The organism is Vibrio sp. B172a (assembly GCF_030248355.1).
Lineage (GTDB): Bacteria > Pseudomonadota > Gammaproteobacteria > Enterobacterales > Vibrionaceae > Vibrio > Vibrio owensii.
The window spans coordinates 37,833-58,276 of the sequence record NZ_JAHGAC010000013.1 but is presented as its reverse complement, the minus strand read 5'-3'; the positions used below and the strand labels follow the sequence as shown (position 1 = coordinate 58,276).

Below are 20,444 nucleotides of genomic sequence, written 5' to 3'. Positions count from 1 at the left end.
TATGAAAAAATTATTACTAGCGTCAACGCTGAGCGCCCTGAGTTTTGGTGCGATGTCAGCAACGCTTCCGACTGACTTAAACTGGCAAACAAACTGGGATGAGCCTCAATATGGCTCTCCTGAAGCAAAACGCGGTGGTACTTTCCGAGCGTATATGTCTAGCTTTCCGCAGACTTTGCGCAGCGTCGGCCCTGATGCGAACTCTGGTTTGCGTTCTTATATCTTGGATGAAACTCCGGGCTTGGTGGTACGTCACCCAGATACTCTAGAATTCATCCCAGAGTTAGCGAATGAGTGGGCGTTAGCGGGTGATAACAAAACCGTTTATTTCAAACTGAATCCAGAAGCAAAATGGTCGGATGGTAAACCTGTTACTGCCGACGACTTTGTCTTTATGTTGAAGTTCTACCGCTCGAAAGACATTCTCGAGCCTTGGTACAACGACTACTACAACAAGACTGTTGAAGATGTGATTAAGTTTGATGACCTAACGTTTGCGGTGAAAGCAGCAAAAGAACTTAACCCTGAAGAGCTGTTGTTAAGAATGGGGGCGCTGCGTCCTCGTCCTGCTCACTTCTATGCAAACCCTAAGAAAGATGAAAACGGCGATGGTATTCATGATGACTTCGTTCGTTACTACAACTTCAAAAGTGAGCCAACCACTAGCGCTTACTATCTAGCTGATATCAAAAAAGGTAAGAGTGTTACCTTTAAGCATGTTGGCGAAGATTGGTGGGGATACAGCAATAAGTACTATGAGAACCGTTATAACGTCGACAAGATTCGTATCACGGTTATTCGTGACAACGACATTGCCAAAAAGCACTTTGAAAAAGGCAGTCTAGATTCATTTGGCTTGGTTTTACCAAACCTTTGGCACGATAAGTCTGATACTGCGCCTTACCAAAAGGGTTACATTCAGAAGTTTTGGGGCTACAACCAATACCCTGTAGGTGCTGGCGGCGTTTGGATGAATACCGCAATGCCATTATTGGATGACTTAAACATCCGTAAAGGCATCACTTACGCAATCGACTTTGATGGCATGATCGAAAACATCATGCGTGGTGACTACAGCCGTAAGCCAAACCCAACAGGCTACGGGCATGGTAAGTACACCCTGCCAGATGCGAAAGCACCAAAGTTTGATCCAGAAAAAGCGGCTGCGGCGTTTGCAGAAGCAGGTTTCGATAAGATTGGTTCCGATGGTATCCGTGTTAACGACAAAGGCCAGCGTTTGAGCTTCGAGCTGACCTACGCAACGCCAGTGCACACGCCTCGTATCGCATTTGTGCGTGAACAAGCTAAGTTGGCCGGTTTGGACATTGAGCTTAAGCTGATCGATGGCTCATCAATGTTTAAATACGTACGTGAGAAAAAGCACGATTTAGCGTTCCTAGATATGGGCACTTCTGAGATTCCAACGTATTGGGAATACTTCCACTCAGTGAATGCCAATAAGCCACAAACTAACTCTTTCACGAACTACAGCACACCAGAGCTTGATGAGAAAATCATTGAGTACCGTTTCAACATGGACATGGATAAGAAGATCCAACTAGGTCATGAAATCCAACGTGACATCATTGATGCACATGTGATTGTTCCGGGTTACATGGTGCCTTACGTTCGTTACGGCCATTGGCGTTGGTTGAAATTGCCAGAGAAACCAATGAATCGTATGACCGAAGCACTATTTAGTGGCGGCATTATTGGTGATGGTACGTACTGGATTGATAAAGACATCAAGAAAGAAACCCAGAAGGCAATGAAGTCGGGTAAGACTTTTGAACCGGTTGTTGTCGTTGATGACACGTACAAGTTGTAAGGATGTGTTATGGAAAACGATGTAATCCTGAGTGTTAAAGATCTAGAAGTTGAGTTCACCACGGACGATGGTCCGGTAAAAGTGCTGCATGGCGTGAACTTTGATGTTCGCGCTGGACGTACCCTTGGTCTTGTAGGCGAATCCGGCAGTGGTAAGAGTGTTACCTCCATGTCTATCATGGGTTTGCTACCGAAACCTTACGGTAATATCGTCAATGGTGAGATAGATTACCGTGGCACGAACTTGGTCACGCTACCAGCGGAAGAAATGTACGCCATGCGCGGTGACCGCATTTCAATTATCTTCCAAGACCCAATGACGGCGCTGAACCCAGTGCATTCTATTGGTCGTCAGCTTTGCGAAGTGCTAGAGCTGCACCGTCCTGAGTTGGATAAAAAAGCGCGCGAATCTTACGCTGTTGAAATGCTGGCGAAAGTAAAAATTCCGATGCCGGAGAAACGCTTGAACGAGTACCCGCATAATCTATCCGGCGGCATGCGTCAGCGTGTGATGATTGCGATGGCATTGGCGTGTAAACCTGACATTTTGATTTGTGATGAGCCAACCACTGCACTGGATGTAACGGTTCAGGCGTCTATTCTTGAACTAATGAACGAGCTTCAAGAAGAGACGGGTATGGCGATGATCTTCATCACTCACGATCTTGGTGTGGTTGCGGAAGTGTGTGATGACGTAGCTGTGATGTATGGTGGCCGTATTGTTGAAAAGGCCGAGATTTTCGAGCTATTCGATAACCCACAGCACCCATATACAGAGCGTTTGATGGGCTTGATGCCAAGCTTAGATAATGAGCCTAAGCAGATGATCGACATTAAACCGATCGATGCCAGTATGTTTGCTAGCTAACCGGTGCAAAGTGAACAAGTCATAAAAGAGGATGTTATGGCAAAAGAAGTATTAAGAATTGAAGATCTTAAGCAGCACTTTGTATCTGGTAAGGGACTGTTTAAGAAAGGCTACACCATTAAAGCCGTTGATGGTGTGTCGCTATCAGTAGGTGAAGGGGAAACTCTTGGCCTAGTAGGTGAGTCAGGCTGTGGTAAAAGTACCCTAGGTCGTACTATTTTGAAATTGTACGAGCCAACTGAAGGTAAAATTTTTTTTGAAGGCAAAGACATCACCAAATTGTCTGTGAAGCAAATGCGCTCATTGCGTAAAGACATGCAGATTGTTTTCCAAGACCCAATGGAATCGCTAAACCAACGCCATACTATCGGCATGATTCTCGAAGAGCCGTACGTGATTCACAACATTGGTACGTCGGCAGAGCGCAAACAATGGGTGAAAGAGTTACTTGTTAAAGTTGGCTTGCCAGAAACCGCGGTAAACCGCTATCCGCATGAGTTCTCCGGTGGTCAGCGCCAACGTATTGGTATTGCTCGTGCGATTGCTCTTAAGCCTAAATTGTTGATCTGTGATGAGTCGGTATCCGCGTTGGACGTATCGGTTCAGGCGCAAATCCTAAATCTGCTATTGCAACTGCAACAAGAGATGAACCTTGCGATTATCTTTATCTCGCATGACCTGTCGGTTGTGAAGCATGTATCTGATAAGGTTGCGGTGATGTACTTTGGCAAAGTCGTGGAAGCGGGTAACGCGAAAGAAATTTACGCGAACCCTCAGAACGATTACACCAAGAAGCTGTTGTCGGCGATTCCAATCACGCATCCTAAGTATCGTAAGAAAAAGCGCTTGGCAGAAAAAAAGCAGCAAGTGGCGTAAAGCCACCATCCAAATAAAACCAACTTAAAAGATAAAAGTGCTCCACTTGGTTGGAGCGTTTTTATTTCCGATGATTTTCTGTCTTCTGCTTCTTTAAAATAGCGTGCTACACTGCAAACTTATTCCTTTGATTTGTTTGGATAGTTGGCCATGCCGTCGCATTTACCTAAATCATTCAGTCGTCCCTTTCTGAAAGTCTTTCATCTGCTCGAAGCTGTGCTTTTAGTCGCCATTACTCTGGCAACTGTGTGGGCGATGGTGGAAGAGTTTGTCCACATTTACGTCCAGAAGCGTGTTGCACTCGATGACATCCTATTAATGTTCATCTATCTGGAAGTGCTCGCGATGGTTGGGCAGTTCGTGATGAACGGTAAGATACCGGTTCGATACCCGATCTACATTGCCATGATGGCGATTGCTCGCTACATCACGCTTGGTATGAAAGAGCTCGATTCGGTGATGATTGTATGGCTCTCCTTAGCCGCGTTTATCTTGGCGGCGGCAACCTTGGTTATTCGAGTCGGACATCATTATTGGCCGTATATAGATAATCAAACCGCTGAAAAAGACGAATAACGTGAAGCCTCGCCCAATGCGAGGCTTTGTTTTTGTGTGAAGGGAAATCACATCCCAATAGCTTGGGGGTAAAAAAGTGTAAAGTCATCTCAAGCCATCTTGTTTCTTACCTTGTTGATGAGTATCTTCACGCTAACCTTTTCTAACTGCCTTGATGAGAGATTGTGATGCTAGCGAAACGCACATCGACAATGTATTTTCTGCTGAGTGTCTTGATTGCATTTGCGCTTTCAAGTGGTATTGCTCGTGCAGAAATGCCATCAATCGCAGCAAATCACATGGCATCAGCAACAGAGTCTTTGCATCTCAGTTATTGTGGTTTGACCTTTAGCCCGGCAGAAAAGAGTGAGCCGGGGTGTTGCGAGCCGGGCGGAACATGCTTTGAGAAGCAGTGTTGTTCCCATGGTCACGCATCGGGTACGGCTGTTGTTGAGACCCAGCCAAGATCTTACGAAGCTCCATTTCGAGATGAGTTGGCGGTAAGCAAAGCCGCGGTCTACACCAGTGCAGACATGCACTCTCACTATCGTCCTCCGATAGCTTAATTCCTATCTTGCAGCGTTTCGCTGCCAACAATGTTACTGCACGAATTGCCGTGCGAATTTGTTATGCGTGTAAATAGCTCTCTATTTGCACAATCCTGTTATGGGAATGAAAAATGAAAACCAATCTAATTGCTCGTACCGAGCACCTTGCTGCATGCCTACCAAACCTTGTTATCAACCGACAAGCGGGAGGTCGCCATGACGTATAAGCATCTGCCAATTATCTTGTTTGTGTCTGTGTGCTTGATTTGGGGCACCACGTGGTTTGCGATGGAAGTGGCGGTGCAAACTATTCCGCCTATCTTTGCGACCGGTCTGCGCTTCCTGATAGCTGCGCCGCTATTAATCATGTTGGCGAAACACCTCAAACAACCTCTGTTCTTCCCGAAAGGCAAAGTGTTCTGGATGTTCGTCGTTGCGCTTTTCTATTTCGCGATTCCATTTACCTTGATGATTTTTGGTGAGCAATACATTTCATCGGGTCTTGCTTCGATCATCTTCGCCAACATGCCGATTGCGGTGATGGTGACATCGAGCCTGTTCCTTGGACTTAGGTTACGTAAATCTCAGATTGCTGGTCTTTTAGTCGCGGTGTTGAGCTTAGTTTTGATTCTAGCGAAAGAGATGAGTTTGGGTGGAGAGGATTACCTGCTGGGCTTTCTCGCTTTAGGTGGGGCGGTCGCGATTCATTCGGTGATGTACGTGTTTGTTGAAAAGTTCTGTAAAGGCATTCCAGTGCTGACTTACAACGCCTTTCCAAGCTTTGTTGCCTCAGCGTTGCTTTTTATCACCTCACTGATCGTCGAACAGCCGGATCTTTCTCAGTTCTCGATGGATTCGATTACCGCTGTGATTTATCTCGGTATGTTTGCCAGCGTCGGTGGCATTGTGGCGTACTTTAAGCTTGGGCAAGTGTCGACGCCGTTTACCGCCTCGATCTGTTTTCTGTTTTTCCCGTTGATTGCGCTTAGCCTTTCAACATGGATTGCGGGTAACAGTTTGTCGTTGGTTTCTGTCGCTCTACTACTGCCATTACTGGGTGGTATTTTTGTGACTAAAGCTGAGCCTGCTTTCTGGCAGCGTTTTCGCTTGAAGTCTGCAGAGCAAAAGCCTGTGCTATGTGAGCATTGTATGAAGAACATCAATGCTTAACACAGACTAAACACCATGAAAAAGCCCCATTTGATTGGGGCTTTTGAGGTAATGCTATTTACCTTGCTCGTTACGCAGATACATGATGGCAACCATGCTAAAGCCAATAAATTGCCATAGATATTGTCCATCACTTGCACCTGTAATGGTTTGGGTGAAAGCCATACAACCCGTTACGAACAGAGATGCAAAAGCCGCATAGAGTAGCCACGGACGTTCTTTACCAGCCATAAACTCGCCTGCCAGCACCGAGCGAATCACCAATAAAAACGGTAAGCACTGCAAAGCAATGAGAATCGGGAACATAAAGTCAAACGTTGGGCTCAGCAGTGCATGACCGACTTGGCTCTTATCCCACGTTCCAACGATATAACCTTTCCAGCCAGCCCAAGTATCACCTGCATAGGCGGTATCAGGCGTAATGATGCCAAGTAGCACCCCCATCACTTTATCGATAAAGCCATTTTTGAACCAAAAGACGAACAGAAAGATCTGGATTGGAATGATCTGAAAGGCAAACTTCTTCAACATGTGTGTATCCCAAGAAATGAATGATTTGGTTTACAAGTATGTGGAAGGCGCGTTTTTTACGCTTGATGCAAGGCAAGCGAGTTGAACTCCAAACAAAAATCAAACATCCAGAATACCCATCAGCATTGGGGAGGCTGACTTAACAATAGGCGAGAGCAGCGATTTTTTCACTCCGCTTTATTTGAGGCTATTTGGCTGTTTGGAATAGGTTTGCTTTTTGTGAAGATTCAATAAGATCAAACAGTTGGCCGTTATGCTCTTTTTTCATCTCAGTATAGCGTTGGTAATTGTATTGCGAGCCTTTCGGGTTATCTGCGAGTTTGTCAGCCACGCTGAGTAAGTAAAAACTGATTGGGCTTGGCGTGCTTTCTGCTGCGTAAAACAAGTACGGGAAGGCTTGATTAGGGTGCTGGTTGATAAGCAAAGCGAGCCCCAAAGTGAGGTTGGCAATATCACAACGTGGGTTCAGTTCGAACGCCTGCTTAGCTGAGTGAAGTGCTTGTTCTCGGTCTTCTTGTTTGTGCTCGCGTAAGTAAGCTAAAGCTTCAGAGTAAGACAACAAAGCGCTGACCAAATAGCTGTCTCGCCCTTGCTGTTGAATCGCATTAAGCTGTTGAGCAATATGCGAAAAAGCGGGACCTCCCTTACCTTGGTAGAAAAGAGAAATCCCTTCAGAGATCACTTTCCAATCGTCATAGTTACTGATGGACGTCACGCGATGGCTAGCCACTTCGTAATCGGAACTCATTGGTGCAATGATGGCTTTGATTTCTAAAATCACATCACCGATAGCATCGAAGAAGTTATCTTGGTTAAACGTCTTCTCTACCTTTTGGCTCTGGTTGGGTTGATGGTTGTTTTGCACCAAGACGCTAAGCACATAATTGCCATCTACTTTCTTAATCCAGCTTTTGAGCTCAACACCGTGGTTGGCAAGAGACTGCTTACTTTGTTGGGATAACTGAGAATAGTGATAACCGGATAGGTTTTTGGCTGAATTTAGCCCATAGAAGAGATAGTTATATACGCTTTCTGCCATTTCAAAGTCGCTGGTGGAATCAAGCGTAATATCATGAATATAAACGGGCACTACGTCACTTTGTTGTGCTGTGATTACCGTGGTGTCATCAATGGTGTCACCATTTTGTTCTGCCCAAGCCACAACAAGTCCAACCGTCAGGATTGCCGCTACAGCTAAAACCATACGCTTGTTTTTAGGCTTGGCGGTACGAGTAAGAGGAGTAGATTCTCCAGGGATTGGAGTGTGCGTTATGCTTGGCTCAGTCACTTCGATATCAAATAAGTAACCTTGCTTAGGAATGGTCTGAATGATGCGATACGGACGCGTTTTGTCCTGAAGCTGACTGCGCAGTAGACTAACGACTTGTCTCACCAAGTTGTCGGAAACTTGCGTCCTTTGCCAGACATCATCGGCGATTTGCTGGGGACTCAGTACTTTCCCACGGTTCTCGATAAAGTAGCTGAGCAGTCTTGCTTGCAATGGCTCTAAATGAATCTCCTCACCATCAAGTATCAACTGATTTTTATCAGCATAGAAAGAAATAGGGGAGTCATGTTGCAGGATGAAGCAATGCGAGCGAGTCATAGCGATTCAATGGTTTAGAAGTAACCACACAAGACTATTGGTTTTATATATAGGAAGCAAGTGAAGCATCAGCAAATAAAAAGCCCCGCAGTGCGAGGCTCTTTAGATATCTCATCGAGGTCTTTTATTATTCGATGTTCTGGATCTGTTCACGCATTTGCTCAATCAGAACTTTCAGTTCAACACCTGATGCGGTGATGTCTGTGCTGATTGATTTTGACGCTAGCGTGTTCGATTCACGGTTGAACTCCTGCATCATGAAATCTAGACGACGGCCGACTGCGCCACCTTTCTTCAGGATGTTTGTGGTCTCTTTCACGTGAGAATCAAGACGATCTAGCTCTTCTGCTACGTCTGATTTCTGTGCCAGAAGGATAAGCTCTTGCTCAACGCGAGATGGGTCTAGCTCTACTTTCGCATCTTCAAACTTCGAGAACAGACGCTCACGTTGCCACTCAAGAATTTCTGGCATGCGTGCGCGCACTTTCACCACTTCTGATGTGATCGCTTCTAGGCGTTGCTCGATAAGCGCTTTCATGTTGTCGCCTTCACGACCACGCGCTTCGATGAACTCGCTGATTGCTTCGTCAAAAGCAGCAAGCAGTTCTTTGTTTACTTCATCCATGTTTTGCTCTGGCGTTTCCATTACACCAGGCCATTGCATTACTTGGAATGGGTTGATGCGGCTCAGTTCGCCAGTCATGTGCATCACTTGCTCTGCGGCTTTGATCACTTGGTTTGCCAGTGTTTCATTGATGCTTAGTTCAGCTTTTGCTGCTGGGTTCGCTTCAAAACGCAGGCTACATTCTACTTTGCCGCGTGCTAGGCGCTTACGAAAACGCTCACGCAGTACTGGTTCAAGAGCACGGAACTGCTCAGGCATACGGAAGTAAGTTTCTAGGTAGCGTTGGTTTACACTGCGGATTTCCCACACTGCGCTACCCCAATCGCCTTTCACTTCTTTACGCGCGTACGCTGTCATACTGTAAATCATTGAATTTTCCTGTCTTCTAATTTGCTGAAAATTACCCCGCAATAGTAGCACAGCAAGATGGCAGTGGCTTTGCTATTCTGAGTCGAGATTGTCCAGATAGCTTTATTTAATCGATTCCGTTATAATCTGCGCCCAACCAAATCGTCTTCTCCTCATTACTTAAGGTAGATGCCCATGCGTCCAAACGATCGCAAGGCGGATCAAGTTCGCCCAATCAAAATTACTCGTAACTACACAGCTTACGCTGAAGGCTCAGTGTTAGTTGAATTTGGTAACACCAAAGTGTTGTGTAATGCGACCGTTGAAGAATCTGTGCCTCGTTGGCTAAAAGGTCAAGGTAAAGGCTGGGTAACGGCTGAATACGGCATGCTACCTCGTGCAACTCACTCGCGTACTCGTCGCGAAGCAGCGAACGGTAAGCAAGGCGGCCGTACAATGGAAATCCAACGCTTGATCGCACGTAGCCTACGCGCTGTAGTTGATCTACAAGCGATGGGTGAGTTCATGATCACAGTTGACTGTGATGTTATCCAAGCAGACGGCGGCACTCGCACTGCATCTATCAGCGGCGCAAGCGTTGCAATGGCAGATGCATTCCAACACCTAGTCGATAGCGGCAAGCTAAAAGCAAACCCAATGAAAGGCCACGTAGCGGCAGTTTCAGTTGGTTTGCTAGGTGATGATGTTCTGTGTGACCTTGAGTACGTTGAAGATTCAGCGGCAGACACAGACATGAACGTTGTGATGACAGAAGAAGGCAAGATGATTGAAATTCAGGGCACCGCAGAAGGTGAACCGTTCAGTCACGAGCAGCTGATGGCTCTGCTAGAGTCGGCGAAAGTCGGCATTACAGAAATTGTCGCAGCGCAGAAGGCGGCGTTAGCCAATTGATTTAGATAGCTCCCATTATGGGGGCTATTTTTTTATCTCCGTCGTATATGAATCTACAGCGTTGTTCGCTGCGCTTTTCTACCCTAATTACATAGAAGACTATGCTCATAGGGATAGAAAAACTTGCTGCCTAGCTGTAAATCCATCTACTTAGGAGATAACGCATTAGTGTTTATTAACTGCTTGGGAATATGGATACCAAGCCCGTATTTAGAGAGAAAATAATGAAAGCATACCAGCGTGAATTTATTGAGTTTGCACTTGAGAAAGAAGTTCTTAAGTTTGGTGAGTTTACTTTGAAATCTGGCCGTAAAAGCCCGTACTTCTTTAACGCTGGTCTTTTCAATACTGGTCGTGACCTAGCGCGTCTTGGTCGTTTTTACGCAGCAGCGCTAGCGGATTCAGGCATTGAGTTTGATGTACTGTTTGGCCCTGCGTACAAAGGTATCCCAATCGCGACGACAACTGCAGTAGCGCTAGCGGATCACCATGACATCGACACGCCTTACTGCTTCAACCGTAAAGAAGCAAAAGACCACGGCGAAGGCGGTAACCTTGTAGGCTCGGCGCTTGAAGGTCGTATCATGCTAGTAGATGACGTAATCACAGCTGGTACCGCGATTCGCGAATCAATGGAAATCATCCAAGCAAACGGTGCGGACCTAGCTGGTGTGTTGGTTGCGATTGACCGTCAAGAAAAAGGTAAAGGTGAGTTGTCTGCTATTCAAGAAGTTGAGCGTGATTTCGGTTGTGCAATTATCTCAATCGTAAGCCTGACTGACCTTGTGACTTTCCTTGAAGAGAAAGGTACAGACAAAGAGCACCTAGAAGCAGTCAAAGCGTACCGCGCGGAATACGGCATTTAATTGTTCTTTCATCATTAAAGAAAAAGGGGCTCGTGGATATCCATCAGCCCCTTTCTTTTGTCTTTATCACTTACTTATAGCGAATGCTTTTTGGCGCATTTTCATCAGCCATGGTCTTGTAGCGTTTGTGCAGCCACATCCACTGCTCTGGTGCGCGCAGAATCACTTCTTCCACAAAAGTGTTCATGTAAGCCGCTGCCGCAACTTCGTCTTTTTTCGGGTAGTCGGCCTCAATGCACTTATCAGCGATGATTTCATACTTGCCATCTTCATTACGGAAGCCAGAACCCGGAATAATCGAGCACTTAGACGTGTAAGCCAGAATGCTGGTGCCAGTTGTGGTACAGGCATCTTCAACCGCAAAGAAAGGCACGAATACCGACTTGTTACGACCGTAATCGTGGTCCGGTAAGTAGAACAAACGCTCACCGCTACGTAGAACGCGAATCATCTGTTTAACGTCTTTACGATCAATCAGCTTGTTGCCGTTGTGTGTGCGCCCCCAGTACTGAATGAAGTTGTACGCAGGGTTGTTGTGCGGACGAAATGCGCCGTAACCCGCCACGCCAAGTACTGCAAAGGCACGCGCCGTGATTTCAAGATTAAGTGCGTGTACGCAGCACAGCAGTACGCCTTTGCCTTCTGCATTTTTCTCATGCAGAGCGCCTAGGTCTTTCTCGACAATCAGAGTTTTGAAACGCCACGTTGGCCAGAACCAAGTGATGCCGGTCTCGATCAGCGCCATACCGGTGTTCTTGAAGTTCTCTTCAACGATGTGTTGGATCTCTTCAGGCGTTTTATCTGGAAAAGCCAGCTCAAGGTTACGTGTCGCAACATGGACACGACCTTTGCCGTAACGCATGCCAATATGGCCAAGCGTGCGACCTAACGACAGCAACATGCGGTATGGAAGGATATTGACCACGATAGCCAAAAAGCCAAAGCCGAGCCAAACACCCCAGTTACGAGGGTGGAGAAGGGAAAGAGAAAACTCCGGCTTAGTGAATTTGTCTTTACTCATAATCTCTACTTAATTTGTGCGCTAAGAAGTGCCCAATACTCGTCAAAGTTCGCGGTTGGTTGGTATTTGAAATCACTACGAACAAAGCGGTTCAAGCTGCCTTCAACTTGCCCTAGGATTTGAGCCGCCAAAATGCGCTCTTCCACTGGGAACGATTTGCCTTCACGGATCTTACGTTCACGAAGGATCTGACGAAGCTGTGTTTCGATACGTTCAAACAGTTGGTTGATGCGATCGCGTAGGCGCTCATTTTCAAACATTAGAGCATGGCCAGAAAGAATGCGTGTCAAACCTGGGTTACGTTCTGAGAATGCTAGAATAAGGTGCATTACCATACGAATGCGCTCCAGCGTGTCTTTCTCATCATCCAAAATACGGTTGATGCGAGTCATGAGCGCTTCTTCGATGAACTCAATCAAGCCTTCAAACATGCGAGCTTTACTTGGGAAGTGGCGGTAAAGTGCCGCTTCTGAAACACCGACCTGTTTCGCCAATTTTGCCGTAGTAATGCGTGAAGCACCTTCTGTAGATTCAAGCATCTGCGCGAGAGCTTGCAAGATTTCTTCACGACGATTGGATTTTTTACTGCCGGCCATTTAGTTACTTCCTTTCAAAATACAAAGTTGAGCGGAGGGGATTATAAGACGCTCTTTGGCATCAAACTAGACCAGTGAGGAGGTAATGGGAGCTTTAACACCCTCACTTGTCATGTTTGTACCAAATTTGTGCCAGTTTTCTATGAAAAGCGAATGGCAATTACATCAATTCGTGCATTTTTTCCAAAATTCTGAAACTTAGCGCTTCTTTGGATTCTAGTGCCAACGCCTGCTCGCCTTCTGGCCAGAATAAAGTGATGGCGTTGTCGTTACTGTTAAAACCTTGGCCTTCAACAGAAACATCGTTCGCACAAATCATATCGAGGTTTTTCTTTACCAGTTTACCGCGAGCGTAGGTTTCTACGTCGTTGGTCTCTGCGGCAAAACCAACTGTGAATGGACGTTGCTCAGTCATATTGGCGACGGTCGCTACGATATCAGGATTCTTGACCATGTTGATGGTCATCTGATCGTTGTTTTCGGTCTTTTTCAACTTTTGAGACGCCACATTTTCTGGACGGTAATCGGCTACGGCGGCGCAGCTAATGAAAGCATCGTGGCTAGGCGCGTGAGCCATTACAGCATCATGCATCTCTTGTGCACTCGCAACATTGATTCGCTCAACACCCGCTGGCGTATTCAAGCTGACAGGTCCACAGACTAGCGTGACCTTCGCACCTAGTTGTGCTGATGCATTTGCTAGTGCAAAGCCCATCTTTCCTGAGCTGTGGTTAGAAATGTAACGAACAGGGTCAATCGCTTCACGAGTTGGACCTGCGGTGATCAGTACCGATTTTCCTGCCAACAGTTTCGGTTGGAAGAACTGCTCACATAAGCCGACAAGTTGCATTGGCTCTAACATTCGACCTGGGCCAACATCGCCACATGCCTGCTCACCGGCCGCAGGGCCCCAAATGTGCATACCACGGCGTGCCAGTGTCGCGATGTTTTCTTGAGTTGCGACATTGCGGTACATCTGTTGATTCATTGCTGGAGATACCGCTACTGGTGAATCTGTCGCAAGTACTAACGTGGTGAGCAAATCATTACCCATGCCTGCCGACATACGTGCAATCAAATCTGCGGTTGCAGGTGCAAGAAGAACCAAGTCTGCCCATTTTGCTAGTTCAATGTGACCCATCGACGCTTCTGCTGCTGGGTCTAGCAAGCTATCCGACACCGGACGCCCAGAGACTGCCTGCATGGTTAAGGGAGTAATGAACTCCTTCGCCGCTTTGGTCATCACTACTTGAACTTGCGCGCCTCTTTCTATTAGGCGACGGGTTAGCTCCGCACATTTATACGCGGCAATACCGCCACTGATGCCGAGTAGAATTTTCTTTCCTGCTAGTGTTTGCATGTGAGATCTCCAATTTTTCTGGCGACGAGTTTAGCACAACTGAATCTCTCATCGCCCAAGCAAATCTGATGAGAAGCTAATCCATATCAAACTACAGAATATTAATTGCTGAGCCTTATATAAAACTTTTGCTTACTTCACAGACAATCTTTGCCTGCTCTGCAAGATAGAAGAGGAAAAATAACAATAATGAGGTAGTGGAATAAGATGGTGCTGAAAAGTCGAAGTAAATTGCTGCTGGTGACTCTGATCCCTTTGTTGTTGATCACCACATTGATCTCGGTGGTCTATTACATCAACGGCAGTAATAGCTTAGAAGCGGAATTGGCTCGGGATAGACAAGAGTTAATTGATACACGCAAAAAAGAGCTTCAAGCCTACATGATGATGGGGGTGACAGCGATAAAGCCGCTTTACGATACGGACGTAAACGGCAATAACAAACAAGCGGCAAAAGAAATTCTCAAAGCGATGCGTTTTGAAAGCGACGGTTATTTCTTTGCTTATGATTCGAAAGGGGTCAACACGCTGCATGCGATTAAGCCGTCCCTAGAAGGTAAAAACCTTATCGGTTTGAAAGATGAAAATGGCGTAGCAGTGATTGGCGGGCTGATTGATGCATCTAAGAACGGCGATGGCTTCCTTTATTTCTCTTGGCATAAACCAACCATCGATGCGCAAGCACCAAAATTAGGTTATGCCGAGTACTTGTCTAAGTGGGACTGGGTGCTGGGTACGGGCATCTATATTGATGATATTGATCAGCAAGTGGCGATGCAGCGTGAACTGCGCACACAGGAGTTGAATGAACATACGCTCTCTGCGGTCACCATCTCGGTCATTGGTCTTATTATCACTAGCGTGCTTACCAGTATTATCGTGTCTAAAGGCATTCAACCACTACAGCACATTGCCGCTTCTTTACAAGATGTGGCTGCGGGGGGCGGTGATCTGAGGGCTCGTTTGAAAATCGAAAGTAAAGATGAAGTCGGTGAGGTGGCCTCGGCATTTAATGAGTTCATGGATAAGCTGCATCCGCTTATGCAGGACATCCAGCGTTCTGCCAATACAGTCCAAAGCGTCTCTGGACAATTGGATCAGCAAACCTCTCAAGCCAGTGCTCAAATGCAAAACCATTGTCTGGAAACCGATAAGGTGGTGACGGCCGTAACACAAATGAGCATGACGGCAAAAGAAGTCGCGAGTAATACCAATGCTACCGCGCAGGCGATTGATGATGCGAACGGACAAGTTACTGAAGCGCAGCGCGAAGTCGATCAAGCGATTGATGGCATTAGCAAGTTAGTCGATGAAGTGAACAGCACCTCTGAAGCGATTGCAGAACTGAGTCAACAAACCGAGCAAATTACCAAGGTACTCGATGTGATTGGAGAAATTGCCGAGCAGACCAACTTACTCGCATTGAATGCAGCGATAGAAGCTGCGCGTGCCGGTGAACAAGGTCGTGGTTTTGCCGTGGTGGCTGATGAGGTTCGCTCGCTAGCAAGTCGAACGCAGAACAGTACTCATGAGATTGGCGATATGCTCAAGCAGCTACAAACAGGCGTATCAAGAGCTGTCACTACCATGGCGGCGAGCCAAGAGCGTGGAGCTAAGACGGTCGAAGAGTCCTCTATGATTCAGCAATCGCTGTCTGGCGTGCATCATTCTATCGGAACTATTCGAGATATGGGTATTCAAACCGCTTCTGCAGCAGAAGAGCAGAGTGCGGTCGCTGAGGATATCAACCAGAATCTAGTGGCGATTCAGCAAATCGTGAATCGCATTAATGACACGCTTCAGCATGCGGAAGGCATCAGTGCTCAGTTGTCGCAGTCAGGATCTGAAATTCACGATCTGGTTGGAAACTTCAAGCTTTGATGGATCGCTCGATTACATAGAAAAGCAGTGGTTAACGAAAAAAGCGAAAGTCAGGTTCGACTTTCGCTTTTTATTTTGTGCAATAGGCGCTCACTTATAGAGAGAACCGCCTAATGACACTGAAAACCTTGCCCAACGAGTCCATGCCCAGAGAGAAATTACTTAAACGTGGACCACAAGCGTTGTCGGATGCTGAATTACTGGCTATTTTTCTGCGTACTGGCACGCAAGGTATGAACGTCATCGAATTAGCGGACTTTCTGCTCCAAGACTTTGGATCGCTTCGCCAGTTGTTTTCTGCTTCAGAGAAAGAGTTTTGCCAACATAAAGGGTTAGGGCAAGCGAAATACGTGCAGTTACAAGCCGTTTTGGAAATGACGCAACGCTATTTAGCCGAGACATTAAAGCGTGGTGATGCGTTAACCAGCCCAGAACAAACCAAACTTTATCTTTCTTCTATATTAAGAGACCGACAAAGAGAGGCTTTTTACATTCTTTTCTTAGATAACCAACATCGAGTAATAAAAGATGAGATTTTATTCGAAGGAACACTCGATGCTGCATCGGTTTATCCGAGAGAAGTCGTCAAACGCGCCTTGCACCACAACGCCGCTGCATTGATTTTGGCTCACAATCACCCGTCAGGTGTGGCGGAACCTAGCCAAGCAGATAGAAGGATTACCAGGCGTTTAATCGACGCTTTAGCGCTGGTGGATATTCGAATTTTGGACCATTTCGTTATCGGAGATGGGGAAAGCGTCTCTTTTGCCGAAAGAGGTTGGATATAACTGTGCGTTTTTTAGGTTGTTAGTTGCTAAAAATCTGCTATCATCCTCGCCACTAAATTTTTAACTGAATTCAGCTTGGACTGCTAGAAAAAACCTGCTGTCTAAAAAAAGATCACGAAAACCTGTAAAAAGGATCTGTTCGGGTCTTGAGCAATGCATATCAAGTTAGTATAATGCGCGACCTTTGATAGCCTTGTATGGATTTTCCATAGCGGTTCTTAACCTCTAACTTCTTTCCAAGAAATAGAGAGGTTCGGCCACCAAGGTTGATATCGAGCTGAAACGATTTTGGAGAAGACATTCATGTCACGAGTATGCCAAGTAACTGGTAAGCGTCCAGTAACGGGTAACAACCGTTCACACGCACGAAATGCTACTAAGCGTCGTTTTCTGCCGAACCTACAAACTCATCGTTTCTGGGTAGAGAGCGAAAAACGTTTTGTTAAACTACGCCTATCTGCAAAAGGTATGCGTATCATCGACAAGAAGGGTATTGATACTGTTCTTGCTGATATGCGTGCACGTGGCGAAAACGTTTAAGAGGAAATAGGCAATGGCAAAGAAAGGCGTTCGTGAGAAAATCCGTCTAGTATCTTCAGCAGGTACAGGCCACTTCTACACAACTGATAAGAACAAGCGTAACATGCCAGGCAAATTTGAGATCAAGAAATTTGATCCAGTTGTACGCCAGCACGTTATGTACAAAGAAGCTAAAATCAAATAATTGGTTTTATCATCTTTGATGATTTGAAAAACCCAGCTTTCGAGTTGGGTTTTTTATTACCTCAAATTCCTCCATCTCCCCTTCATTTCCATCCTCACCACGTTTGCATACAGATGTTCTAGTCAAGATTGATGAGCTTTGATAGTTTGTCTCTAACTACTTGAGATTAGGAACCACTATGCGTGTAAGTCCGGCTCGCCGCCGCCGTTGGAACAACATTCTTATCCTAGGTATCATCGTATTTATGCTGATCCTCAATGCACCAACATGGATCAAATCTTATCTTATTGAAGAACCAGCGGATCCTTATCCAAACTTGCTGCGCTCCGATCATGACGTCAGTGCTATCTACTATGCAGGTTGGGAACTAGATAAGCAGAATGGCCAATGGCAATCGAACATTAAAGCCAATATTCCCGTACAAGAGCTTGTGACTCGCTGGCAGTCATTGGAAGGTACTGAGCTGACATCAGAGCAATACGAGCAGTTAAAGCCGCGTTTATCATCACCGGAAAGCATCGAAATTTGGTATCAAGGGCTCGAGGAGCCACAGCGAGTGACGTTCTATCGCCTTGACGATTTCTGGTTGTTTAAAAACTGGCAAGGGAAATGGATTGCGATTTCTGTCGATGGCAACTACATAATGCCCAAGTAACGTTATTGCCAATAACCCTTTGCGTCACCAGTATTTGTCTTAGCTTTTTTCGATTATGCTAGCCACCCAGTATCAAAGTTCTTAGCGTTGTAAGGAGAATCAAATGCCTGAATTACCTGAAGTTGAAGTAAGCCGAATGGGCATCAGTCCACATATGATTGGCCAAACGATCAAGGCATTTGTATTTAGAACCCCGAAGCTGCGTTGGGACATTCCTCAAGAGCTTAAAAAGCTAGAAGGGCAGGTGATTCGCAGTATCAGTCGCCGCGCTAAGTATCTGTTGATAGAAACGGACGAGGGGACTGCGATTGTTCACTTAGGCATGTCGGGTTCACTGCGTGTGCTTGATGCAGATTTTCCTCCAGCAAAGCACGATCATGTGGATCTCAAACTGAGTAATGGCAAAGTGCTGCGCTACAACGATCCACGCCGCTTTGGCGCATGGTTGTGGAGCGCGCCCAATGAGCCACATTCCGTTTTAGGTCATATGGGACCAGAGCCTTTAACTGAAGAGTTCAACGCCGACTACGTGGCGGAGAAAGCCAAAGGTAAGCGTGTTGCGGTTAAGCAGTTCATCATGGACAACAAAATCGTCGTCGGAGTCGGAAATATCTACGCCAACGAATCTTTGTTTAAATCACGCATTCATCCCACTCGCCCTGCAGGTAAGCTAACCAAGCAAGAGTGGCAATTGCTGGTGGAGAACATTAAAGCCACGCTAGAGATCGCTATCCAGCAAGGCGGAACCACACTTAAAGACTTCGCCCAAGCTGATGGCAAACCGGGCTACTTCGCACAAGAGTTATTAGTTTACGGAAAAGCCGGAGAGCCATGCCCAGAATGCGGCGAAGCTCTCCAAGAACAAAAGATAGGCCAACGCAATACCTTCTTCTGCCGGGAATGTCAGAGATAGAATGTGTTAACTATTAAATTTCTTTGGGCCGTACTCTCGGCCCATTTTTATGAGGTGATAACCATTCATCACTAGATTTAGAGTCATACTTTTCGCTTTATTAAGCAGCTTCATTGTAGCAACTAGGTAGTCTTTATCGCCTTGGCGTTTTCTATTACCAATGACAGATGGTTTATTACCTCCACGTAAGCCTGCTTGTCTTACTCCAAACATCGCTTGCTTATGCAGCCAAGTATTGCGTAAAAATACGTCAACAGGGAATTGGAACGACTTACTTGCTTCGATAAACGCTTGGGCCGCCTCAGGGCTTATGGCATAAGAGGTTGTACATTGTGGTACTTTCAGGTACTTAACCAAGCGTTGGGAGCTGTATTGTTTTGTATTGTAGAACATACCGCGACTACTGGTGTTTTCGGTGCGAATATAACCACAATTTTCTATATTCTCTTTAACGATCTTTAATGTGTTTAGGAATAACTCGTCTTCAATGCTTAGATCATCTTCGAAAATGATAATAGGTTCGTTTAATTCAACGCATTTTTGCCATAGTAGATAATGGCTTGCATAACAGCCCGCTTCACCGATGATACATGGGCGTCCCATGTTGAATTCAAATTGACGTCGATCTAAGTGATCCAACAATGGGTGAGTGTCTTTGCGTGCATCGACACCATAGAAAACTTCACAGTCTAAACCGATTCTCTTTAGGGTGTTTAATGTTGTTTCTTGCCTGTCTTCACAGCCTTTTAAAGTGATACAAAATGCTTTCATGGTGACTCAAAATTGGTGTGCTATCTAAAGTACGGTAACTTTTTAACTTGTTTTGCTGGCTTAGAAAGAAACTTATTTAGAGCCTCTCCATTGAGTACTTTTTCGTACTTCTCTATGTAAGCCTTGGCCATAGAAATATGATCAAAAGTATCTCGAGCATATTCGTGACACAATGTTGGATTGTAATCACCATGTTGGATAGCGTCTGCAAGTTCATCTTCAATATTTGATAGGGAGCCAAAATCAGGTGTACTAATTAACTCTGAGAGTGAACCATACGGTGTAGCAAAAACGGGTGTCCCCATAAACAGACTTTCAGTAACGGCTAGCCCAAATGGCTCCTCCCAAGTGACAGGGAACACAAGCCCTTTAGACTTTTCTAATACGTCACATTTATCTTCGTTATTTACCATGCCGTGAAATTTAACATGGCGATCTAATGTGAGACGAAAGCCCATTTTGAAATTCAAGCGATGTCCGCCTAGCACATCTAAAGCGACATTGGCTTTTCTCGTAATGTCTATCGCTCCCTGAACGTTTTTTAAGCGCCACGCTGCTTTACCTAGAAAATGATAACGGTTGATTCGCTTGTTAGGATCTAGGTTTGGTTGGCGATAATCACTCCAATCTAAGCCGTTATATACAAAAGCCTCACAACCATGGTTTAGGGCATGTTTTTGAGAAACGAAAATTGAGTTGGGATCGTTTTTCTTGGTAACAGTGTTATTACCATGGCGGGTAATAACATAAGGCTTTTTAGTGCAGCTACCACCAACATGGAAGTGAACGATATCCACTTCATCAGGAATTTGTTCATCAATAGACAGGTTTGGCTGTTGAGTAATGCATGTTGCCCACGGGCATTCAACAGGTTCAGGGTTAAGAATAAAAACTCCATGTCCTTGTTGGTGAAGCGCTTTGATAAGGCTCCAAACAACACGCTCTGTGCCGCCATATGTCACTGGTGGTAGCGTGCCTTTGCACACAATTAAGACGTTCATAA

The 20,444-nt window shown here is 45.8% G+C and carries 22 protein-coding genes; 14 read left to right on the top strand and 8 right to left on the bottom strand.

What is annotated here, in order from left to right; all coding sequences use genetic code 11:
- Nucleotide 1 precedes the first annotated feature (1 nt).
- The 6 genes from KIT90_RS14165 (at nt 2) to KIT90_RS14140 (ending at nt 5,844) form a co-directional block, all read left to right on the top strand.
- A complete protein-coding gene (locus tag KIT90_RS14165; RefSeq protein WP_285377213.1) occupies nt 2-1,828 on the top strand; it encodes an extracellular solute-binding protein in 1,827 nt (608 codons plus the stop codon).
- 9 nt (nt 1,829-1,837) lie between these two features.
- Complete coding sequence (locus tag KIT90_RS14160) at nt 1,838-2,695, top strand: ABC transporter ATP-binding protein (protein WP_009707949.1); 858 nt, start codon at nt 1,838-1,840, stop codon at nt 2,693-2,695.
- Nucleotides 2,696-2,731: 36 nt separating this feature from the next.
- Nucleotides 2,732-3,571, top strand: a complete 840-nt coding sequence (locus KIT90_RS14155) for an ABC transporter ATP-binding protein (RefSeq protein ID WP_009707948.1) — start codon at nt 2,732-2,734, stop codon at nt 3,569-3,571.
- Nucleotides 3,572-3,721: 150 nt separating this feature from the next.
- On the top strand, nt 3,722-4,147 hold the full coding sequence (locus KIT90_RS14150; RefSeq protein ID WP_010650185.1) for a phosphate-starvation-inducible protein PsiE: 426 nt from the start codon (nt 3,722-3,724) through the stop codon (nt 4,145-4,147).
- A gap of 167 nt (nt 4,148-4,314) precedes the next feature.
- Nucleotides 4,315-4,692 carry a hypothetical protein gene (locus KIT90_RS14145; RefSeq protein WP_285377209.1) on the top strand — a complete coding sequence of 126 codons (378 nt, stop codon included), beginning with the start codon at nt 4,315-4,317 and terminating at the stop codon, nt 4,690-4,692.
- A 198-nt stretch (nt 4,693-4,890) separates the two neighbouring features.
- On the top strand, nt 4,891-5,844 hold the full coding sequence (locus KIT90_RS14140; RefSeq protein WP_285377207.1) for a DMT family transporter: 954 nt from the start codon (nt 4,891-4,893) through the stop codon (nt 5,842-5,844).
- A gap of 54 nt (nt 5,845-5,898) precedes the next feature.
- Here KIT90_RS14140 and KIT90_RS14135 read toward each other — a convergent pair whose 3' ends face one another.
- The 3 genes from KIT90_RS14135 to KIT90_RS14125 all read right to left on the bottom strand — a co-directional run bounded on the left by KIT90_RS14135 (nt 5,899) and on the right by KIT90_RS14125 (nt 8,975).
- Nucleotides 5,899-6,375 (bottom strand): hypothetical protein, encoded by a 477-nt coding sequence (locus KIT90_RS14135; RefSeq protein ID WP_009698961.1) that lies wholly within the window; start codon nt 6,373-6,375, stop codon nt 5,899-5,901.
- Between the two features lie 187 nt (nt 6,376-6,562).
- Nucleotides 6,563-7,981 carry a winged helix-turn-helix domain-containing protein gene (locus KIT90_RS14130; protein WP_285377206.1) on the bottom strand — a complete coding sequence of 473 codons (1,419 nt, stop codon included), beginning with the start codon at nt 7,979-7,981 and terminating at the stop codon, nt 6,563-6,565.
- A gap of 127 nt (nt 7,982-8,108) precedes the next feature.
- Nucleotides 8,109-8,975, bottom strand: a complete 867-nt coding sequence (locus KIT90_RS14125) for a YicC/YloC family endoribonuclease (protein ID WP_039841297.1) — start codon at nt 8,973-8,975, stop codon at nt 8,109-8,111.
- Between the two features lie 174 nt (nt 8,976-9,149).
- Here KIT90_RS14125 and rph point away from each other — a divergent pair, with 174 nt between their 5' ends.
- Nucleotides 9,150-9,866 carry a ribonuclease PH gene (rph, locus tag KIT90_RS14120; RefSeq protein WP_005430192.1) on the top strand — a complete coding sequence of 239 codons (717 nt, stop codon included), beginning with the start codon at nt 9,150-9,152 and terminating at the stop codon, nt 9,864-9,866.
- 224 nt (nt 9,867-10,090) lie between these two features.
- Entirely contained in the window at nt 10,091-10,732 is a 642-nt protein-coding gene (pyrE, locus tag KIT90_RS14115; RefSeq protein ID WP_005379384.1) for an orotate phosphoribosyltransferase, read from the top strand.
- A gap of 70 nt (nt 10,733-10,802) precedes the next feature.
- Here the strand turns inward: pyrE and KIT90_RS14110 are convergent, their stop codons facing one another.
- The 3 genes from KIT90_RS14110 to coaBC all read right to left on the bottom strand — a co-directional run bounded on the left by KIT90_RS14110 (nt 10,803) and on the right by coaBC (nt 13,709).
- Nucleotides 10,803-11,753, bottom strand: coding sequence for a Kdo(2)-lipid IV(A) acyltransferase (locus KIT90_RS14110; protein WP_285377202.1), 951 nt, complete (start codon nt 11,751-11,753; stop codon nt 10,803-10,805).
- A gap of 5 nt (nt 11,754-11,758) precedes the next feature.
- A complete protein-coding gene (slmA, locus tag KIT90_RS14105; RefSeq protein ID WP_005434407.1) occupies nt 11,759-12,349 on the bottom strand; it encodes a nucleoid occlusion factor SlmA in 591 nt (196 codons plus the stop codon).
- A 160-nt stretch (nt 12,350-12,509) separates the two neighbouring features.
- Entirely contained in the window at nt 12,510-13,709 is a 1,200-nt protein-coding gene (coaBC, locus tag KIT90_RS14100) for a bifunctional phosphopantothenoylcysteine decarboxylase/phosphopantothenate--cysteine ligase CoaBC (protein ID WP_285377199.1), read from the bottom strand.
- Between the two features lie 207 nt (nt 13,710-13,916).
- Here coaBC and KIT90_RS14095 point away from each other — a divergent pair, with 207 nt between their 5' ends.
- The 6 genes from KIT90_RS14095 (at nt 13,917) to mutM (ending at nt 18,670) form a co-directional block, all read left to right on the top strand.
- Nucleotides 13,917-15,590 carry a methyl-accepting chemotaxis protein gene (locus KIT90_RS14095; RefSeq protein ID WP_285377197.1) on the top strand — a complete coding sequence of 558 codons (1,674 nt, stop codon included), beginning with the start codon at nt 13,917-13,919 and terminating at the stop codon, nt 15,588-15,590.
- 113 nt (nt 15,591-15,703) lie between these two features.
- Complete coding sequence (gene radC, locus KIT90_RS14090) at nt 15,704-16,378, top strand: DNA repair protein RadC (protein WP_038893810.1); 675 nt, start codon at nt 15,704-15,706, stop codon at nt 16,376-16,378.
- Nucleotides 16,379-16,681: 303 nt separating this feature from the next.
- Nucleotides 16,682-16,918, top strand: a complete 237-nt coding sequence (gene rpmB, locus KIT90_RS14085) for a 50S ribosomal protein L28 (protein ID WP_005384783.1) — start codon at nt 16,682-16,684, stop codon at nt 16,916-16,918.
- 13 nt (nt 16,919-16,931) lie between these two features.
- Nucleotides 16,932-17,102 carry a 50S ribosomal protein L33 gene (gene rpmG, locus KIT90_RS14080; RefSeq protein WP_004410866.1) on the top strand — a complete coding sequence of 57 codons (171 nt, stop codon included), beginning with the start codon at nt 16,932-16,934 and terminating at the stop codon, nt 17,100-17,102.
- 178 nt (nt 17,103-17,280) lie between these two features.
- Nucleotides 17,281-17,757: a hypothetical protein gene (locus KIT90_RS14075; protein WP_039841302.1), complete on the top strand. Its 477-nt coding sequence runs from the start codon at nt 17,281-17,283 to the stop codon at nt 17,755-17,757.
- Between the two features lie 103 nt (nt 17,758-17,860).
- Complete coding sequence (gene mutM, locus KIT90_RS14070; RefSeq protein ID WP_285377195.1) at nt 17,861-18,670, top strand: bifunctional DNA-formamidopyrimidine glycosylase/DNA-(apurinic or apyrimidinic site) lyase; 810 nt, start codon at nt 17,861-17,863, stop codon at nt 18,668-18,670.
- A 6-nt stretch (nt 18,671-18,676) separates the two neighbouring features.
- Here the strand turns inward: mutM and KIT90_RS14065 are convergent, their stop codons facing one another.
- Together KIT90_RS14065 and KIT90_RS14060 are read right to left on the bottom strand one after the other, a co-directional pair.
- On the bottom strand, nt 18,677-19,441 hold the full coding sequence (locus KIT90_RS14065; protein ID WP_285377193.1) for a glycosyltransferase family 25 protein: 765 nt from the start codon (nt 19,439-19,441) through the stop codon (nt 18,677-18,679).
- A 20-nt stretch (nt 19,442-19,461) separates the two neighbouring features.
- Nucleotides 19,462-20,442 (bottom strand): glycosyltransferase, encoded by a 981-nt coding sequence (locus KIT90_RS14060; protein ID WP_285377192.1) that lies wholly within the window; start codon nt 20,440-20,442, stop codon nt 19,462-19,464.
- Nucleotides 20,443-20,444 lie beyond the last annotated feature (2 nt).

Excerpts from the sequence above, each read along its gene's own strand:
- KIT90_RS14165 (WP_285377213.1), top strand. The coding sequence starts at position 2 with ATGAAAAAATTATTACTAGCGTCAACGCTGAGCGCCCTGAGTTTTGGT.
- KIT90_RS14160 (WP_009707949.1), top strand. The coding sequence starts at position 1,838 with ATGGAAAACGATGTAATCCTGAGTGTTAAAGATCTAGAAGTTGAGTTC.
- KIT90_RS14155 (WP_009707948.1), top strand. The coding sequence starts at position 2,732 with ATGGCAAAAGAAGTATTAAGAATTGAAGATCTTAAGCAGCACTTTGTA.
- KIT90_RS14150 (WP_010650185.1), top strand. The coding sequence starts at position 3,722 with ATGCCGTCGCATTTACCTAAATCATTCAGTCGTCCCTTTCTGAAAGTC.
- KIT90_RS14145 (WP_285377209.1), top strand. The coding sequence starts at position 4,315 with ATGCTAGCGAAACGCACATCGACAATGTATTTTCTGCTGAGTGTCTTG.
- KIT90_RS14140 (WP_285377207.1), top strand. The coding sequence starts at position 4,891 with ATGACGTATAAGCATCTGCCAATTATCTTGTTTGTGTCTGTGTGCTTG.
- KIT90_RS14135 (WP_009698961.1), bottom strand. The coding sequence starts at position 6,375 with ATGTTGAAGAAGTTTGCCTTTCAGATCATTCCAATCCAGATCTTTCTG.
- KIT90_RS14130 (WP_285377206.1), bottom strand. The coding sequence starts at position 7,981 with ATGACTCGCTCGCATTGCTTCATCCTGCAACATGACTCCCCTATTTCT.
- KIT90_RS14125 (WP_039841297.1), bottom strand. The coding sequence starts at position 8,975 with ATGATTTACAGTATGACAGCGTACGCGCGTAAAGAAGTGAAAGGCGAT.
- rph (WP_005430192.1), top strand. The coding sequence starts at position 9,150 with ATGCGTCCAAACGATCGCAAGGCGGATCAAGTTCGCCCAATCAAAATT.
- pyrE (WP_005379384.1), top strand. The coding sequence starts at position 10,091 with ATGAAAGCATACCAGCGTGAATTTATTGAGTTTGCACTTGAGAAAGAA.
- KIT90_RS14110 (WP_285377202.1), bottom strand. The coding sequence starts at position 11,753 with ATGAGTAAAGACAAATTCACTAAGCCGGAGTTTTCTCTTTCCCTTCTC.
- slmA (WP_005434407.1), bottom strand. The coding sequence starts at position 12,349 with ATGGCCGGCAGTAAAAAATCCAATCGTCGTGAAGAAATCTTGCAAGCT.
- coaBC (WP_285377199.1), bottom strand. The coding sequence starts at position 13,709 with ATGCAAACACTAGCAGGAAAGAAAATTCTACTCGGCATCAGTGGCGGT.
- KIT90_RS14095 (WP_285377197.1), top strand. The coding sequence starts at position 13,917 with ATGGTGCTGAAAAGTCGAAGTAAATTGCTGCTGGTGACTCTGATCCCT.
- radC (WP_038893810.1), top strand. The coding sequence starts at position 15,704 with ATGACACTGAAAACCTTGCCCAACGAGTCCATGCCCAGAGAGAAATTA.
- rpmB (WP_005384783.1), top strand. The coding sequence starts at position 16,682 with ATGTCACGAGTATGCCAAGTAACTGGTAAGCGTCCAGTAACGGGTAAC.
- rpmG (WP_004410866.1), top strand. The coding sequence starts at position 16,932 with ATGGCAAAGAAAGGCGTTCGTGAGAAAATCCGTCTAGTATCTTCAGCA.
- KIT90_RS14075 (WP_039841302.1), top strand. The coding sequence starts at position 17,281 with ATGCGTGTAAGTCCGGCTCGCCGCCGCCGTTGGAACAACATTCTTATC.
- mutM (WP_285377195.1), top strand. The coding sequence starts at position 17,861 with ATGCCTGAATTACCTGAAGTTGAAGTAAGCCGAATGGGCATCAGTCCA.
- KIT90_RS14065 (WP_285377193.1), bottom strand. The coding sequence starts at position 19,441 with ATGAAAGCATTTTGTATCACTTTAAAAGGCTGTGAAGACAGGCAAGAA.
- KIT90_RS14060 (WP_285377192.1), bottom strand. The coding sequence starts at position 20,442 with ATGAACGTCTTAATTGTGTGCAAAGGCACGCTACCACCAGTGACATAT.